Genomic DNA, 15,508 nt, shown 5'->3' on the forward strand with positions numbered 1-15,508 from the left:
CCGGCAGCAGACTCGGTGGCGAATGATCGGCCACCCCGAAGGAGCGAGCATGCCGTCGTACCTCACCCCGGGCGTGTACGTGGAGGAGGTCCAGTCCGGTGCCCGGCCGATCGAGGGTGTCGGCACTGCCGTCGCCGCCCTCGTCGGCTTCGCCCAGACCGGCCCCTTCCACGAGCCCACCCTGGTGACCAACTGGGACCAGTACGTCCAGCAGTTCGGCGGCTTCTCCGAAGGCACCTACCTGCCCCACGCCGTCTACGGCTTCTTCGCCAACGGCGGCGGCGCCGTCTACGTCGTGCGGATCGGCGAGCCCGGCGGCGAGCCGGCCGGCGGCTGGCCGCCGGCCGCCCGGTCGGCGCCCGCGCCCACCGCCCACGCCGGCTTCCTGTTCACGGCCCTGCCCGGTGCGGGCGCCGACCTGACCGTCGAGATCGCCGACGTCGAGGGGGAGAACGTCCCCGACGACCGGTTCCGGCTGGTGGTCCGCAAGGGCACCGAGGTCGCCGAGACGTACGACGTCTCGACCCGCAAGAACACCAAGGGCTACGTCGTCACCCAGCTGCGCGAGTCCAAGCTCGTCGCGGTCAGCGAGCAGCCGGGCACCGCGCCGAGCCGCCCGGAGCGCCAGACGCTCGCGCTCGCCGCCGCCGCGCCCGGCCCGGTCGCCCCCGCCGCCACGACCCGGCTCAGCCCCGCCGAGTACGTCGGCGACGCCTCGGCCCGCACCGGGTTCTCCGGCCTGGAGGCGATCGACGAGATCACCATGGTCGCCGTACCCGACCTGATGAGCGCCTACCAGCGCGGGGACATCGACGCCGAGGGCGTGCGGACCGTCCAGCTCGCGGTGATGTCGCACTGCGAGCAGATGGGCGACCGGATCGCCGTCCTGGACTCCCCGCCCGGGCTGAGCGCCCAGCAGGTGCGCAACTGGCGCAACAACGAGGCGGGCTTCGACTCCCGCTACGCGGCCCTGTACTACCCGTGGATCAAGGTGTTCGACCCGGCGACCGGCCGCAACACGATGGTCCCGCCGAGCGGGCACGCCGCCGGGGTGTGGGCGCGCAGCGACGCCGAGCGCGGCGTGCACAAGGCGCCGGCCAACGAGGTCATCCGCGGTGCGGTGGACCTGGAGATCCGCCTCAGCAAGGGCGAGCAGGACCTGCTGAACCCGATCGGCGTCAACTGCGTGCGGGCCTTCCCCGGTCGCGGCATCCGGATCTGGGGCGCCCGGACCCTCTCCTCGGACCCGGCGTGGCGCTACCTCAACGTGCGGCGGCTCTTCAACTACCTGGAGGAGTCCATCCTCCTGGGGACCCAGTGGGTGGTGTTCGAGCCCAACGACGACCGGCTGTGGTCCAGCATCCGCCGCAACATCACGGCGTTCCTGACCGAGGAGTGGCGACGCGGAGCGCTGTTCGGCGCCACGGCCGCGGAGGCGTTCTACGTCAAGTGCGACCGTGAGAACAACCCGCAGGAGTCCATCGACCTCGGGCAGGTGGTGTGCGAGATCGGGGTCGCTCCGGTGAAGCCCGCCGAGTTCGTGGTGTTCCGGCTGTCCCAGTTCTCGGACAGCACGAGCCTCGTCAACGAGTGACCAGCAGGCCAGCACAGACCGGAAGGTGACAGGAAGTCATGGCTGAAGGCGATCCGCTCTCCACACACATATTCGGCGTCCAACTCGGCGGCTACAACGTCGAGTCGGTCAAGGAGATCAGCAACCTGACCGTCGACCAGGACGTCGTCGAGTACAAGCAGGTGACTCAGCAGGGCAAGCTGATCGTCCGCAAACAGCCCGGCGCGCGGCTCCCGGGCGAGGTGACGATCACCCGCGGGCTCGACAAGAGCGGGGCGTTCACCAAGTGGATCAACGAGACCCTCAACAACGGCGCGATCAACACCGCGCGCCAGAACCTCACCATCGAGGTCAAGGACACCACCGGTGCCACCCTCCGGCGGATCCAGCTGATGAACGCCTGGGCCAGCCGGTGGGAGGGCCCCACCCTCACCGCCGGTGAGTCCAGCGCCGCGACCGAGACGGTGACCATCGTGTTCGAGGAGATCACCGTCGAATGAGACGACGGATCAGCCTCGACGAACTCCTGGAGCAGGCTCCGTCGGCCGCCCCCGCTCCCGCCGCGGCCCCGGCCCCGCAGGCCGCCGCGCCGCAGCGGGGGCGGGGCCCCCAGGGGCACGGACTGCACACGGAGTTCGAGTTCGAGCTCCCGCGCGGGTACCTGGACGACGAGGGCGTCCTGCACCGGCACGGCGCCATGCGCCTGGCCACCGCGCGGGACGAACTCATGCCCCAGATCGACCTGCGGGTCAAGGAGAACCCGGCGTACCTGAGCGTGGTGCTGCTCAGCCACGTGATCACCCGGCTCGGCACCGTCACCGACGTGCACGCCGGCGTCGTCGAGCAGATGTACGCCACCGACGTCGCGTTCCTCCAGGACTTCTACCAGCGGATCAACAGCGAGGGCCACACCCGCGCCGCGGTGACCTGCCCGCACTGCGACGGCTCCTTCGAAGTCGACCTCGCTGGTGGGCGCCTGGGGGAATGGTGACGTACGCGACCACCCGGCTGTACGAGGAGGTCGCGTACATCGCCTACCACTTCCACTGGCAGCGGGAGGACATCCTCGACCTGTCCCACCAGGAACGCCGCGCGTGGGTGCGGGAGATCGCGCGGATCAACACCCGCGTCAACGAAGGCGGGTGAGCGCGGGATGGGGATTCGGGACCGGCTCGGGCGCCGGAAGGCCGGCGGCCCCGGCGAGGCGGGCGCTTCGAGTGCCCCGGGTGCCTCGGGTGCTGCGGGTGCCTCAGGTGCTACGGGCGGCACGGGTGACGCGGCTCCCGCGCCCCGGGCCGACGTGCCCGCCCCGGACGGTGGTTGGCGCGCGGTCGCGCCCCTGACCCCGACCCTCGCGGGAGCGGCGGGCGGGGTCAGCGACGGCCTGCGGTTCCGGTCCCGGCTCGCCTCCTGGCAGAACCCCTCGCTGACCGGCGCGCTCGGGCACGCGGTCCTGCCGTCCGCCCCGGCGGGCATCCTGCGGGCGGTGGCACGGCCCCTCGGCCCGGCGGTCTCGGCCGGGGCGGACGGGCCCGTGCTGCCGTACGCCGCACCGGCGGTGGCGCCGTCGGAGACTCCGGACCTGGCTTCGGCTGCGGATTCGGTGGGGGACGGGCCGGGCGCGACGGGCGGGCTCGGTCGGGTGCGGCAGGTGCAGAGGTCCGGCGCCGTGGCGCGCCGGCTGCCCGTACGGGCGGTGGCCGCCGAGGGCGGCGCCGCGCCGGCTGCGCCCGCGACCGCTGCCCCCGGGCCCGCTGCGCCCGCGACCGTTCACGGTTCCGAGGTGTCGCCTGCCGGGCGGGCCAGGACTGCCGGGCCGGTCCCGTCGCGCCGTGTCGGGAAGCCGCTGACCACCGCACCCCGCCCCCGGTCGCTGCCGACACGCGCGGTGACCGTGATCCCGCCCCGGCCGGTACAGCGTGCCGCGAGCGCGACGACGGCGGAGCGTGCCGCTGCCGTCGCGCCGGCGGAGCCTGCCGAGGGCACGAAGCCGGTGGAGCGGTCCGAGGGCGCGGCCCCGGTGGAACGGCCCGCGACCGCGACGACGGTGGAACAGTCCGCCGCCGTCGCTCCGCCCGTCGTGGAGCCGGGTGCCACCGCGCGTCCGTCCGAGACCTCCGAGTCGGCCCCGGTGCGGCCGACCGATGCCCCGACCCCGCGCACCGGCGACGCCGTGCAGCGCGCCGCGAGGGGAGGCAGCGCGAGGGGAGGCGCCGCACCGGGCCGACCCGTGCTCGGCGCCCCGCTGACCTCGCTGCCCGCCAGCGCCTCGCCGCGGCTCAACGCCGACGGCGCGTCAGGCCTTGGGCCCTTGCCCGGTCCCGGGGCCGGGCAAGGGCCGATGCCGATCGTCTCCCCGCCCGCGCAGCCGACCGCACCGGCGGGGAACGGGTCGGACGGTGCGGAGCCGTCGGCACCGGGCAGCCCGGCCCGCTCGGCTCGTCCTGCCCGCCCCGAGCCCGGACCGCGCGGGGACGCTCCCGTGCAGCGCGCCGTCCAGACCGGCGGCGGTCCGACCGCCGCGCAGCGCGCCACCCAGCCGCGCACCGAACAGGCGCGCCCCGAACAGCGGCGCCCCGAATCGTCCAACGCCCGCACACACGGGGGCCTGGGCGCGCCGCTGACCGCGCTGCCGCCGACGGCGGGCGCGGCACCCGGAGCGCGGGCCGCCGGTCCGGCCGACGGCCGACCCGGCCCCGTCCGGCGGGCCACGGCCCCGGGCCACGGTGCCCCCGCGACTCCCGACACCCCACGGACTTCCGCGACCCCCGCGACCCCCGCCACCCCTGTCACTTCCGCACGGCCACAGCCGACCGGCCGACGCGCGGCGGCCCCGAGTCCGGAAGGCGCTCCTCGGGCCACGGGCACGGCCCCCGCCGGGCCAGGCGCCACGGCAGTCCAGCGCGCGGCTGCGCCCGGCGCGCGAAGCGCCGACACGAGCGGGCAGGGCGGCTCCACCGAGCCCGGCCCCGCCGTCGGGCCGCAGTCGCCCCCCGGGGCGGCACCGCAGGACGCGGCCCGCCGGGCTCGGCGCAGCGCTGGTACCGGTGGTACGGGTGGTACCAGTGGCGCCCGGGACGTGCGGCCCGCCGCTTCGCCGGGCGAGCCCGGCCCGCTGGTCGTGGCCCGCTCGCCGATCGGTGGCACCGCCGCACGTCCGGCTGCCGGGCCGGGCCACCGCACGCTCGGCCTGCTCGGCGAGCGCCGCATGGCGTCCACGCTCGCCGCGACGGCGACGGCGCCCGCACCGGTGTCCGGCCGAGCGCCGACGCCCGCGCCCGCCCCACCCGTCGTCAGGGCCGCCTGGCCGCAGGAGCCGCCCGCGCGCACCCAAGCGCCGCAGGCCCCGGAACCGGTGGCAGCACCCGCGAGCTGGCGGCACCGGGCCGCCGCCGTCCTGCGCCTGCCCCGGCGGGCACAGACGAGCCGACCCGACGCTGCGCGGGCGGCGTCCCCAGCGGCACCGGTGTCCCCGGCGGACCCGGAAGGCACCGGCCCGGCGGCGCAGGGCACGCGGGGTGCCGTGGTGGCGCGTGCGGGTGCGCGGGGACCGGCATCCGGCGGCTCTGCCGACTCCGCCGGCTCGGGCGCGGCAGGGCGTTCTGCTCCCGTGAGGCGTCCGAGCGTGCAGCGTTCGGTAGCAGGCGGCGCCGTCCCGGTGACGGCGGATGCGCGCCCGTCGGCGTCGGCCGGCCCGGCGGCGCAGGGGCCGCGGCCGTCGGAGCGCGGTGCTGCCCCCTCGGGGCGTGCGGCTGTGCGGGGCCCGGCGACTGGCGGCTCTGGTCCGGTGGCCGTCGGCCCCGGTACCGGCCCGATGGAGGCGGATACGCGCCGGTCGGAGCACGGCGGTCCCCCTGCGGGGCGGGCCGGTGTGCAGCGTTCGACGACGGCCGGGGGGCCTCGCCGTGAGGTGTTGGACGGGCAGCCCGTAGCGCCCGACACCGCCCCGGCCGGGCGGGCGCGGCGCGGGGAGACTCCCGTGCCGCCGCCGGCTGTGCAGCGTGGCGGCGGTGGTCCGGCGGTGCAGCGGTCGGTCTCCGGCAGTCAGAGCCCCGTCGAGCCGGGTGTCCGGTCGGCGGAGCCGCGAGGTGCAGCGGTGCCTGTCGTGGTTCCCGCCGGTCGGGTGCGGCGCGGGGAGCGTCCAGCACCCCCGGTCGTCGTGGCCGATGCCGGCCCGGCGGCCGTGGGCGCCTCCCGTGCCGGGCGCGCTGCGAGCGTGCAGCGTTCGGTGTCCGCGCGCCCTGTTGTCAATGGCCCTGCCGCTGCCGCTGCCGCTGCTGCCGCTGCCCCTGTCCTCGCTCCCGGCCCCGGCCCGGTCGAGGCGGCCGTGCGACCGGCGTTCCCCGACGATGCGTCGGCGCCTGCCGCAGCCCCCGCCGTCCCCACCGGTCGCGGGGGGCGTCCCGCGTCCGCGCTCGCTGCCGCCCCCGGTGGCCGTGTTCCGAGCGTGCCGTTGGTGCGACTCACCCCGCCGAGCGCCCCGGCGTCCCCGGCGGCTCCGGCGATGGTCCAGCGGCTGCCGGTCGCCGGGCCCGCCGGCCCCGCCGTGCCCGCGTCCGCGACGCCGCCGCTGCCGAGCGGTGGCGCCTGGTCGCCGGGCGTCGCGGGGAGCGGCTTCGGCCGACCGGGGGCGGGCGGGGAGTCGCCGCTGCGCACCGGGTCGTGGTCGTGGACCGCGCCGTCCCGGGACGGCGCGGGCTCGTCTTCCGGGCCGTCCGGGCCGGCGCGGCCTTCGACGGACACGGCCCGGGTGCTGCAACGGGTGGCGGAGCAGGCGGGGTTGTCCGGGGTGCCGTTGACCGCCGTACCGGCCCGCACCCCGGTGACCGTCCAGACCACCCCCTCGTCCCCGCCGCCGACCGCGGCCCCGCCCCCGCAGCCGGGCGGCGGATCGTCGACCGGGTCCCCGTCGGGGGCCGACCTCGACGAACTGGCCCGGCGCCTGATCGAGCCCGTCGGACGGCTGCTGCGCGCGGAGCTGCGCCGGGGGAGGGAGCGCGCCGGGCGGCCGTACGACGGCCGTCGCTGAGCGCTCGGGGCGCGGCGGGCAGACGGGCAGTGGCAGGTGGCAGGTGGCAGGTGGCAGGTGGCAAGGCGGGCAGGGCGACGGAGGCAGGAATGACCGACAACATCTTCGCGACGAGCGTGTTCTTCAAGCTCACGATCGGCGGCAACGACCTGGGCGAGTTCACGACGTGCTCGGGGCTGGGTGCCGAGGTCGAGATCCACCAGTACGCCGAGGGCGGCAACAACGGCTTCTCCTGGCAGTTGCCGGGCCGGATCACCTGGTCGAACATCACGCTCACCCGCGCGGTCACCGCGGACACCGTCAAGATCGCCCGCTGGCTGGACGAGACCGTGCGGCGGGTCCAGCCCAAGAACGGCGAAATCGTGGCCCTGCGGCCCGACCTGAGCCCCATCGTCAGCTGGCAGGTGCTCGGCATCGTGCCCGTCCGCTGGCAGGGCCCGTCGTTCGACCCGGCGAACTCGCAGGCGGCGATGGAGTCCCTGGAGATCGCCCACGCCGGGCTGCGCCCGTCATCGTGACGGCGCGTCGCACCCGGCGCAGGCCACCCATCGGACGACGAACGGAAGGAGGTGCGGGATGTCAGACGTCCCCGCGAGTGTCACCCGGGCCCAACTGGCCATCATGGAGCCGCCGGCGACGGTCGGTGCCCAGCCCGGCGGGGTGATCGCGCGGCTCCCGCTCCAGTTCAACCCGTCGAGCCTGGTGCTGCGGAAGTCCTCGGAGTGGCGCCGCACCCCGTCCCGGATGGCCGCCGAGTCCGCGCTGCCCGAGTTCGTCGGCAGCGGGCCCCGCTCGCTGTCCATGGAGGTGTTCCTCGACGCGACGGCGACCCATGACGACTCGGTGGAGAAGGCGGTGGAGCAGCTGATGACGGCCTGTGTGCCGACTCCGGCCAGCCTGGCGCGCAAGAAGCCGGCGAGCCCGTGGATCAGGCTGGACTGGGGCACGTCGTCGACGACGTCGTTCAACGGGGTGCTGACCGGCCTCCAGGTCACCTACTCGCTCTTCGACGTCGACGGCAAGCCGCTGCGGGCCACCTGCTCGTTCACCATCGACGAGGCCAGCGTCGACACGCCGGGCCAGAACCCGACCTCCGGCTCGATGGAGGCGCGCAGCACCCACCGGGTGATCGCGGGCGACAGCCTGCCGCTGCTCGCCTGGCGCGAGTACGGCGACGCGACGGCCTGGCGCACCATCGCCGAGGCCAACGACATCGACGACCCGATGGTGCTCGTCCCCGGGGTCGAACTGATCGTGCCGGGGATCGACGAGCCCACCCGAGGAGGGCGGTCATGACCACTCCCGAGGCCCGCGGCGGCCGCTCCTTCGCCGCGGATCCGATCGTCGAGGCACCCGGCCCGCTGCCGCCGGTCTGGGCGGCCCAGCTGGTCTCCTGCGACATCGAGGAGAGCACGGGCCTGCCCGACACGGCCGTGCTGATGTTCCGCGACGCGGACCACACCTTCCTCTCCGCGACCGGGGTCACCATCGGCACCCGGCTGCGGGTCTCCGTGATGACGGTGCAGGGCAACGCGCAGGTGCGGCTGTTCACCGGCGAGGTGACGGCGCTGGAGCTGGACGTGGACACCACCGGCTCGTTCACCGTGGTGCGGGCGTCCGCCATCACCCACCGGCTGATGCGCGGGCGCCGGGTGAAGGCGTTCCGCAACATGTCGACGGCGGACATCGTCCGCCAGGTCGCCGCGGGCGCGGGGCTCGGCTGCGGCCGGGTCGACGCGTTCCCCGTCGTCCACGAGCAGCTGTCGCAGGCCAACGTCTCGGACTGGGAGTTCCTCCAGTACCTGGCGCAGGAGAGCGGCGCGCAGGTGCGGGCGGACGACGAGGGGCTGCTGGAGTTCGTCAAGCCCGAGCAGGCCTCCTCGGCCCCGGCCCCCTCGACGCCCGCTCCGCAGAACCCGATGGTCCTGGAGTACGGCCGCAACCTGCTGGAGCTGCGCGGCGTGCTGACGGGCGGCGGCGGGGCGGACACCGTCGAGGTGCGCGGCTGGAACGTGCTCACCAAGAAGGCCCTGGTCGCCACGGAGCCGTCGGTGGACAGCGAGACGGTGCGGCCCGGGATGAGCCCGTCGACGGCGGCCGCCGCCTTCGCCGGGAAGGCGCGGATGACCGTCACCGACACCCCCTACCGCACGCAGGCGGAGACGGCGGCCGCGGCCGGGTCGGTCGCCGCCTCGGTGGCCGCCGGATTCGGCGAGCTGGAGGCGGTCGTCGAGGGCAACCCGAAGCTGCGGGCGGGCGTTCCGGTCGCCCTGGGCAACGTCGGCGCCGCCTTCTCCGGCCGCTACACGGCCACCGCGGTGCGCCACCTGCTGGAGCCCTACCGCGGCTACCGGACGACCGTCGTGGTCAGCGCGGCGCCGGACCGCTCCCTCGCGGGGCTCGTCGCCGGGAGCGGCGCGGTGCCGCGCGGGCCGCGGATGCCCGGTCTGGCCGTCGCCGTGGTCACCGACGTCCGGGAGCCGGGGGGCGCGCAACGCGGCTGGGTGCGGCTGAAGTTCCCGTGGCTGGACGACACCTACGTCTCCGACTGGGTGCGCACCGTCCAGTGGGGCGGGCAGGGCGGCGGCGGGGTGTTCAGCCCCGAGGTGAACGACGAGGTGCTGGTCGGCTTCGAGCAGGGCAGCCTGGACAGCCCGTACGTGCTGGGCGGCCTCTACAACGGCGTCGACAAGCCCTCGCCGCACGAGGTGCCGCTGGTCGACCCGGCCGGCGGGAAGGTCAACCGCCGCTCGCTGGTCTCCCGTTCGGGCCACCGCCTGGAGCTGCTGGACGTGCCGGGCGGCCAGTCCGGCGTCCGGCTGGCCAGCGGGGACCGGAAGCTGGAGGTGCGGCTGGACGAGCAGCGCGGCGAGATCGTCCTGACCGTCTTCGGCGCGGCCGGTGCGGCGGCGGCGAGTTCGGTGCGGCTGTCCTCCACCGGCATCACCATCGACGCCGGCGCCGGGGCGGTGAACCTGCGCGGGGGATCGGTGAACGTCACCGGCCGAACCGAGGTCACCGTGGACGGCGGAGCGCTGGCGGTGCTCAAGGCGGCCCTCGTGCGCATCAACTGAACCACCGTCGGCACGGCCCGACCCCCCGGCCCCCTCGAACCACCCGATTGGAGAACGCAGATGCCCCCCGCAGCCCGGATGGGTGACACCACCAGCGACGGCGGTGCCATCACCACCCCGCCGCCAGGCGCCCTCGCGGCGGCGACCGTACTGATCGGCGGCCGCCCGGCCGCCGTCACCGGAAGCCTGCACGTGTGCGTGCCGCACGTGGAACTCGGGCCCGGCAACGTCGTCATGCCCAGCCCCACGGCGGCGGCCGGGGGCCTGGTCCTGATCGGGGGGCTGCCCGCGGCGCGGGTGGGCGACCAGACGGCCTGCGGCGCGAAGATCGTCACCGGCGCGTTCAACGTGCTGATCGGGGGCGTCGCGTGAGCGGCTTCATCGGGCGAGGCTGGGCCTTCCCGCTGCGGGTGAACGCCACCGGCGGCATCGGCATGGTGGACCGGGACCGGGAGATCGAGGAGGCCATCCGGCTGATCCTCGGCACCGCCCCCGGGGAGCGGCCGATGCGCCCGGAGTTCGGCTGCGGCATCCACGAGTACGTGTTCGCGCCGAGCGACGGCGGCACGGCGGGCCGGATCGCGCGCGAGGTGCGCACCGCGCTGGAACGCTGGGAGCCGCGGATCGAGGTGGACGACGTCGTGATCGCCTTCGACACCGTCGACGACGGCACGCTCTACATCGACGTCCACTACACCGTGCGGTCCACCAACGACCGCCGCAACCTGGTCTTCCCCTTCTACACCATCCCGAGCTCGCCGGACGCCCCGGACGTCCAGGACGTCCCGGGTGCGCTGGGCGCCGTGACCGGGGGAGTGAACTGATGGCACTGCCCTCCCCGAACCTGGACGACCGCCGGTTCCAGCAACTCGTCGACGAGGCCAAGCGGTTCGTCCAGCAGCGGGCCCCGGAGTGGACCGACCACAACGTGTCCGATCCCGGGGTCACCCTGATCGAGACCTTCGCGTACATGGTGGACCAGCTGCTCTACCGGCTGAACCGGGTGCCGGAGAAGAACTACTCCGCCTTCCTCGACCTGCTGGGCGTCCGGCTCTTCCCGCCGGCCGCGGCGACCGCCGAGGTCGACTTCTGGCTGTCGGCCCCACAGCCCGAGACGGTGCTGCTGCGGGCGGGCACCGAGGTGTCCACGCTGCGGACCGAGACCGAGGAGGCGGTGGTGTTCTCCACCGCCGAGGACCTGCCCGTCGTCCCCAGCTCCCTCGACCGTCTGGTCACCGTCTCCGCCGCGGGGGAGCAGACCGACGCCACGGCGCGGCTGGCCGACGGCGTGGACGTGCCGTGCTTCCAGCCGCGCCCCCAGGTCGGGGACGCCATGCTGTTCGCGCTGCCGGCCGTCGTGCCGCGCTGCATCCTCGTCGTCCGGCTGGACAGCCGGGTCGAGGGCGTCGGCGTCGACCCGCGCCAGCCCCCGCTGGCGTGGGAGGTGTGGGACGGCGCGCGGTGGATCGCCTGCGAGACCGGCTCCGACACCACCGGCGGCCTCAACCGGCCCGGCGAGGTGGTGGTGTTCGTGCCCGCCGGGCAGGTCGCCTCGGTGGTCGCCGGGCGCCGGGCGGGCTGGCAGCGCTGCCGGGTGTCCGCGCCGGAGCCGGGCCAGCCGTTCTACGCGGAGTCCCCGACGATCCGCCGGGCGGAGGTGTTCACGGTCGGCGGCACCGCGACCGTCGTGCACGCCCAGACCGTGACCGACGCGCCGCTCGGCGTCTCGGAGGGCGTCGCGGGCCAGCGCTTCCGGCTCGCCAGGCCGCCCGTCCTGCTCGACGGCGGGCCCCCGGTGGTCGAGGTCGCGGCCGGCGACGGCTGGGAGCGGTGGACGGCCGTCGAGCACTTCGGTGACTCGGCGCCGACCGACCGGCACGTGGTGATCGACGCGACCACCGGCGAGTTCGCGTTCCCGCCCGCCGTCCGGGAACCCGACGGCGGCCTGCACGCCTTCGGCGCGGTGCCGCCCAAGGGCGCGCACCTGCGGGTACCGCGCTACCGCACGGGCGGCGGCACCGCCGGGAACGTCGCCCGGGCGACGATCACGGTGCTGCGCAGCTCCGTCCCGTACGTGGCCAGGGTCGACAACCGCGAGGCGGCCAGGGGCGGGGTCGACGGCGAGACGGTGGAGAACGCCAAGGTGCGCGCCCCCCACCTGCTGCGGCTCCAGGAACGGGCCGTCACCGCCGGGGACTTCGAGCTGATCGCCCGGCAGGCCGCCCCCTCGGCGGCCCGGGTGCGCTGCGCGCCGGCCGTCGCGGGGGAGGCGGGCGCGGTGCGGGTGCTGGTGGTCCCCGACGCGGTCGCGGACGAGGGCGACCGCCTGCGGTTCGAGCAGCTGATCCCCGGCGAGCAGGTGCTGTCGGCCATCGCGACGGCCCTGGACGAGCGGCGGCTCGTCGGCACCCGGCTCGTCGTCCAACCGCCCGACTACCAGGGGGTGACGGTGGTCGCCCGGCTCGCGACCCGCTCCCCGGACGGCGACCGGGTCCGGGAGGCGGCGCTCGCTGCGCTGTTCCGGCACCTCAACCCGCTGCGCGGCGGCGCCGACGGAAGGGGCTGGCCGTTCGGCCGGGCCGTGCAGTACGGGGAGGTGTTCGCGGTGCTCCAGCAGGTGGCCGGGGTCACGGCGGTCGAGGAACTGCGGCTCTTCCCGGCGGATCCGATCACCGGGCGCCGGGGCGCGCCCGCCGAACGGGTCGACGTCGCCCCGGACGCGCTGGTCTTCTCGCACCAGCACCAGGTCGTGGTCTCCGCGCTCCCGGCGGACGGTCCGCGATGAGCAGAGCGGCCGTCCCCGGGCTGCCCAGCCCGCATCCGATCGGCGAACTCCTGCCCGCGCTCTACGCCGAGGACGACTTCGCCCAGCGGTTCACCGCGGGCCTGGACACCGTCCTCGCCCCGGTCTTCGCCACCCTGGACAACCTGCCCGCCTACTTCCAACCACGCCTGGCCCCGGCCGACTTCGTCGAGTGGCTGGCGGACTGGGTCGCCGTCGAGACCGACCCGGCCTGGCCGGAGGAGGTCCGCCGCGCCGTGGTCGGCCGCGCGGTCGAACTGCACCGGTGGCGGGGCACCCGGCGCGGGCTCCGGGAACGGCTGCGGCTGATCCTCGGCGTCGGCGCGCAGATCGTGGACGGCGGCGGCGTGGCCTGGTCCACCACGGCGGGCGCGGAGTTGCCGCCCGCGCCCTCCGGGGAACTGCTGGTGCGGGTCTGGCCCGAGCGCACCGCGGCGGTGGACGAGGAGCAGGTGCTGGCGGTCGTCCGGGCGTCCTGCCCGGTGCACCTCACCTGCCGGGTGGAGGTCCTGCCCGGCCCGCCCGGCCCGCCCGGTCCGTCCGGTTCACCCGGTTCACCCGGTTCACCTGGTCCATCCGGTCCACTCGGTCCACTCGGTGCGGAAGAGAGCTGAGCAATGCGTACGTGTCCCGAGTGCGGAGTGGCCAACGAGGACGGGGACGACTTCTGCGGCAACTGCGGTGCCTACCTCGGTTGGTCGGGGACGGCCGCCGCCTCCTCGGCGGCTCCCGCCCCCGCGGCGCCCGCCGCTGCCGCCGCCCCGCCCGCTGCCGCCAACCCGCCCGCAGCTTCGCCCGCTGCTCCGCCCGCTGCTCCGCCCGCCGGCGCGGCCCGAGAGGAGTCGCCTGCGCGGCCGTCCGCGGCGCCCGCCGAACCGCCTGCCGCCCGGCCCGCCGAGCCGGCGAGGCCGCCCGCCGCCGCGCCCACGCCCAAGCCCAGGCCCGCTGCTGCGACCGCGCCCAAGCCCGCGCCCGCTGCTGCGCCCGCGCCCAAGCCCGCGCCCGCCTCCGAGGTGCCGCCGGTCCGCCCCGGCGCGGTGCCGCCGCAGCCCACGGCCGCCCGGCAGCCGGCGGCGGCGGACCCGGTGGCGGTGCAGCCCGCCAAGCCCGTCGCGCCCCGCCCGACCGTCCGCCCGGCCGCGGCCGACGAGGCCCAGGTCGGCCCACCCTGCCCCCGGTGCGGCACGCCCAACCGGCCCGACCGGAAGTTCTGCCGGCGGTGCGCGGAGCCGCTGACCCCCACCGAATCCGTGGCGGCCCTGCCGTGGTGGCGCACCCGCTGGCCGTTCCGGCGCCGCGTGCGCATCGGCGGCTCGGGCAGCACCCTGCGCCGGATGATCGCGGTGCTCGTGCTGGCGGCGCTGGTGGTCGCCGGGGTGCTGTTCTACCCGGCGGGGCGGAACATCTACGAGGACGTGCTGGACAAGCTCCGCGACGCCTCGGCGATCTCCCCCACCGGGGCGGTGGCGAGCGCGGAGGTCGAGGGCCATCCGGCGAAACTGACCGTCGACGGGCTGAGCAACACCTACTGGGGGGCGCCGAACGTCGGGGACTCGATCAGCTACCCCTTCGCCCGACCGTTCCGGCTGGTGGACGTCATCATCCACACCGGATCCTCCACCGAGCCGCAGCAGTTCCAGCAGCAGGCACGGCCGACCGCCCTGGACCTCCGGATGACGACCTCGGACGGCAAGGTGCACGAGCAGAAGGTGACGCTCAACGACAAGCCGGGCCCGCAGACGGTGCTGACCGGCGTCAGCGACGTCGTGAAGGTGACACTGGTCGTCCGCGCGGCCGCCGGGACGGGGCCGGGGATCCCCATCGCGCTGGCCGAGGTGGAGTTCTTCAAGCGCTGAGCGGCAGGCTGCGGAGGTGGGCCCGGGCGTCGGCGTGGGAGGCTACCCGGGTACCGCCGCAGCCCGCGCCCAGGAGCACCGCCATGCACCGACCCCCCGCCTTCCGTCTCGACGCCACCGCCTCCGGGCACCCGGCGGGGATCCTCGACGCCGCCGAGCGGGCCGAACACCGGGGCATGGACCGCCTGGTGGTCGCCGAGACCGCGTACGACCCGTTCCTCCAGCTGGCCCGCGCCGCCGACCGGACCGAGCGGATCGAGCTGGCCACCGGCATCGCGGTGGCCTTCGCCCGCACCCCGATGACGCTGGCCTACCAGGCCTGGGGGCTGCACGCGGCCTCCGGCGGACGGGCCGTCATCGGGCTGGGCTCGCAGGTCAAGCCGCACATCGAGAAGCGCTTCGGGATGCCCTGGGACCGCCCGGCCGCGCGGATGCGCGAGTACGTGCACGCGGTGCGGGCGATCTGGCACAGCTGGCAGACCGGCGAACGGCTGCGCTTCCGGGGCGAGTTCTACACCCACACGATGATGACGCCGGTCTTCTCGCCCGACCCCGTCCCCGCCGGGGTGCCGAGGATCCTGCTGGCCGGCGTCGGGCCGCTGATGACCCGTACGGCGGGGGCGGTGGCCGACGGCTTCCTCAGCCACCCGTTCTCGTCGCCCGCCTACCTGGCCGAGCAGGTGCTGCCCGGTCTGACCGGGGCCCGGGCGCAGGCCGAGGCCGAGGGCGCCCCGTGGACGGCGCGGCCGTTCGAGGTCGCCGGCAGCGTGCTGACCGCCACCGGCCGGACGGAGGAGGAACTGGCGGCCAACCGGGCCGGGGTGCGGGAGCGGCTGGCGTTCTACGCCTCCACCCCGGCCTACCGCCCGGTGCTGGCCCAGCACGGGTGGGAGGGGCTCCAGGAGGAACTGCACACCCACTCGGTGCGCGGCCGCTGGGCGGAGATGGCCGCGCTGATCGACGACGAGGTGTTCGACACCTTCGCGGTGTCCGGTCCGGTCGAGGACGTCGCCCGCGAGTTGACCCGCCGGTACGCGGGCCTGGTCGACCGGCTGTCCGTCAGCCTGCCGGAGGAGGCGGACCCGGAGCTGGGACTCGACGTCCTGGCGGCCGTCCGCGCCCTCGGCTGAGCTCCGCCCGACCCCGCCGGACCCCTTGCCGGACCCCCCGCCG

14 protein-coding genes are annotated in these 15,508 nt (G+C 75.8%); all 14 read left to right on the top strand.

All coding sequences use genetic code 11. The features are described from left to right. Positions 1 to 49 precede the first annotated feature (49 nt). The 14 genes from ACFVTF_RS25835 (at position 50) to ACFVTF_RS25900 (ending at position 15,465) form a co-directional block, all read left to right on the top strand. Positions 50 to 1,594: a phage tail sheath family protein gene (locus ACFVTF_RS25835; protein ID WP_387816849.1), complete on the top strand. Its 1,545-nt coding sequence runs from the start codon at positions 50 to 52 to the stop codon at positions 1,592 to 1,594. Positions 1,595 to 1,632: 38 nt separating this feature from the next. Further along, the gene (locus ACFVTF_RS25840) at positions 1,633 to 2,073 is read left to right on the top strand and encodes a phage tail protein (protein ID WP_063346012.1); all 441 of its coding nucleotides are present in this window, start codon (positions 1,633 to 1,635) and stop codon (positions 2,071 to 2,073) included. After that, the gene (locus tag ACFVTF_RS25845; protein WP_371515582.1) at positions 2,070 to 2,564 is read left to right on the top strand and encodes a hypothetical protein; all 495 of its coding nucleotides are present in this window, start codon (positions 2,070 to 2,072) and stop codon (positions 2,562 to 2,564) included. Before ACFVTF_RS25840 ends, ACFVTF_RS25845 begins: the two co-directional genes overlap by 4 nt. After that, positions 2,561 to 2,719 carry a DUF6760 family protein gene (locus ACFVTF_RS25850; RefSeq protein ID WP_347878560.1) on the top strand — a complete coding sequence of 53 codons (159 nt, stop codon included), beginning with the start codon at positions 2,561 to 2,563 and terminating at the stop codon, positions 2,717 to 2,719. The genes ACFVTF_RS25845 and ACFVTF_RS25850 overlap by 4 nt, the downstream gene beginning before the upstream one ends. Before the next feature lie 3,310 nt (positions 2,720 to 6,029). Beyond that, complete coding sequence (locus tag ACFVTF_RS25855) at positions 6,030 to 6,602, top strand: hypothetical protein (protein ID WP_387816850.1); 573 nt, start codon at positions 6,030 to 6,032, stop codon at positions 6,600 to 6,602. Positions 6,603 to 6,691: 89 nt separating this feature from the next. Next, a complete protein-coding gene (locus tag ACFVTF_RS25860; protein WP_063346010.1) occupies positions 6,692 to 7,120 on the top strand; it encodes a phage tail protein in 429 nt (142 codons plus the stop codon). A gap of 58 nt (positions 7,121 to 7,178) precedes the next feature. After that, entirely contained in the window at positions 7,179 to 7,898 is a 720-nt protein-coding gene (locus ACFVTF_RS25865; protein WP_063346009.1) for a LysM peptidoglycan-binding domain-containing protein, read from the top strand. Further along, positions 7,895 to 9,676: a VgrG-related protein gene (locus ACFVTF_RS25870; protein ID WP_387816851.1), complete on the top strand. Its 1,782-nt coding sequence runs from the start codon at positions 7,895 to 7,897 to the stop codon at positions 9,674 to 9,676. Before ACFVTF_RS25865 ends, ACFVTF_RS25870 begins: the two co-directional genes overlap by 4 nt. 60 nt (positions 9,677 to 9,736) lie before the next feature. After that, a complete protein-coding gene (locus ACFVTF_RS25875; protein WP_387816852.1) occupies positions 9,737 to 10,048 on the top strand; it encodes a PAAR domain-containing protein in 312 nt (103 codons plus the stop codon). Continuing rightward, a complete protein-coding gene (locus tag ACFVTF_RS25880; RefSeq protein ID WP_387816853.1) occupies positions 10,045 to 10,500 on the top strand; it encodes a GPW/gp25 family protein in 456 nt (151 codons plus the stop codon). The genes ACFVTF_RS25875 and ACFVTF_RS25880 overlap by 4 nt, the downstream gene beginning before the upstream one ends. After that, positions 10,500 to 12,461 carry a putative baseplate assembly protein gene (locus ACFVTF_RS25885; protein ID WP_387816854.1) on the top strand — a complete coding sequence of 654 codons (1,962 nt, stop codon included), beginning with the start codon at positions 10,500 to 10,502 and terminating at the stop codon, positions 12,459 to 12,461. The genes ACFVTF_RS25880 and ACFVTF_RS25885 overlap by 1 nt, the downstream gene beginning before the upstream one ends. After that, positions 12,458 to 13,093 (top strand): phage tail protein, encoded by a 636-nt coding sequence (locus tag ACFVTF_RS25890; RefSeq protein WP_387816856.1) that lies wholly within the window; start codon positions 12,458 to 12,460, stop codon positions 13,091 to 13,093. Before ACFVTF_RS25885 ends, ACFVTF_RS25890 begins: the two co-directional genes overlap by 4 nt. 3 nt (positions 13,094 to 13,096) lie before the next feature. Next, positions 13,097 to 14,335 carry an NADase-type glycan-binding domain-containing protein gene (locus tag ACFVTF_RS25895; RefSeq protein WP_387816857.1) on the top strand — a complete coding sequence of 413 codons (1,239 nt, stop codon included), beginning with the start codon at positions 13,097 to 13,099 and terminating at the stop codon, positions 14,333 to 14,335. A gap of 83 nt (positions 14,336 to 14,418) precedes the next feature. Continuing rightward, positions 14,419 to 15,465 (top strand): TIGR03617 family F420-dependent LLM class oxidoreductase, encoded by a 1,047-nt coding sequence (locus tag ACFVTF_RS25900; protein WP_371515575.1) that lies wholly within the window; start codon positions 14,419 to 14,421, stop codon positions 15,463 to 15,465. The last annotated feature ends 43 nt before the right edge of the window (positions 15,466 to 15,508 follow it).

The sequence above is a fragment of the Kitasatospora sp. NPDC057940 genome (assembly GCF_042887425.1).
Taxonomy (GTDB): domain Bacteria; phylum Actinomycetota; class Actinomycetes; order Streptomycetales; family Streptomycetaceae; genus Kitasatospora.

What these genes read in the sequence shown, in the direction of transcription:
- ACFVTF_RS25860 (WP_063346010.1), top strand. Translation starts at nt 6,692, where the DNA reads ATGACCGACAACATCTTCGCGACGAGCGTGTTCTTCAAGCTCACGATC.
- ACFVTF_RS25900 (WP_371515575.1), top strand. Translation starts at nt 14,419, where the DNA reads ATGCACCGACCCCCCGCCTTCCGTCTCGACGCCACCGCCTCCGGGCAC.
- ACFVTF_RS25875 (WP_387816852.1), top strand. Translation starts at nt 9,737, where the DNA reads ATGCCCCCCGCAGCCCGGATGGGTGACACCACCAGCGACGGCGGTGCC.
- ACFVTF_RS25890 (WP_387816856.1), top strand. Translation starts at nt 12,458, where the DNA reads ATGAGCAGAGCGGCCGTCCCCGGGCTGCCCAGCCCGCATCCGATCGGC.
- ACFVTF_RS25895 (WP_387816857.1), top strand. Translation starts at nt 13,097, where the DNA reads ATGCGTACGTGTCCCGAGTGCGGAGTGGCCAACGAGGACGGGGACGAC.
- ACFVTF_RS25835 (WP_387816849.1), top strand. Translation starts at nt 50, where the DNA reads ATGCCGTCGTACCTCACCCCGGGCGTGTACGTGGAGGAGGTCCAGTCC.
- ACFVTF_RS25870 (WP_387816851.1), top strand. Translation starts at nt 7,895, where the DNA reads ATGACCACTCCCGAGGCCCGCGGCGGCCGCTCCTTCGCCGCGGATCCG.
- ACFVTF_RS25845 (WP_371515582.1), top strand. Translation starts at nt 2,070, where the DNA reads ATGAGACGACGGATCAGCCTCGACGAACTCCTGGAGCAGGCTCCGTCG.
- ACFVTF_RS25885 (WP_387816854.1), top strand. Translation starts at nt 10,500, where the DNA reads ATGGCACTGCCCTCCCCGAACCTGGACGACCGCCGGTTCCAGCAACTC.
- ACFVTF_RS25840 (WP_063346012.1), top strand. Translation starts at nt 1,633, where the DNA reads ATGGCTGAAGGCGATCCGCTCTCCACACACATATTCGGCGTCCAACTC.
- ACFVTF_RS25865 (WP_063346009.1), top strand. Translation starts at nt 7,179, where the DNA reads ATGTCAGACGTCCCCGCGAGTGTCACCCGGGCCCAACTGGCCATCATG.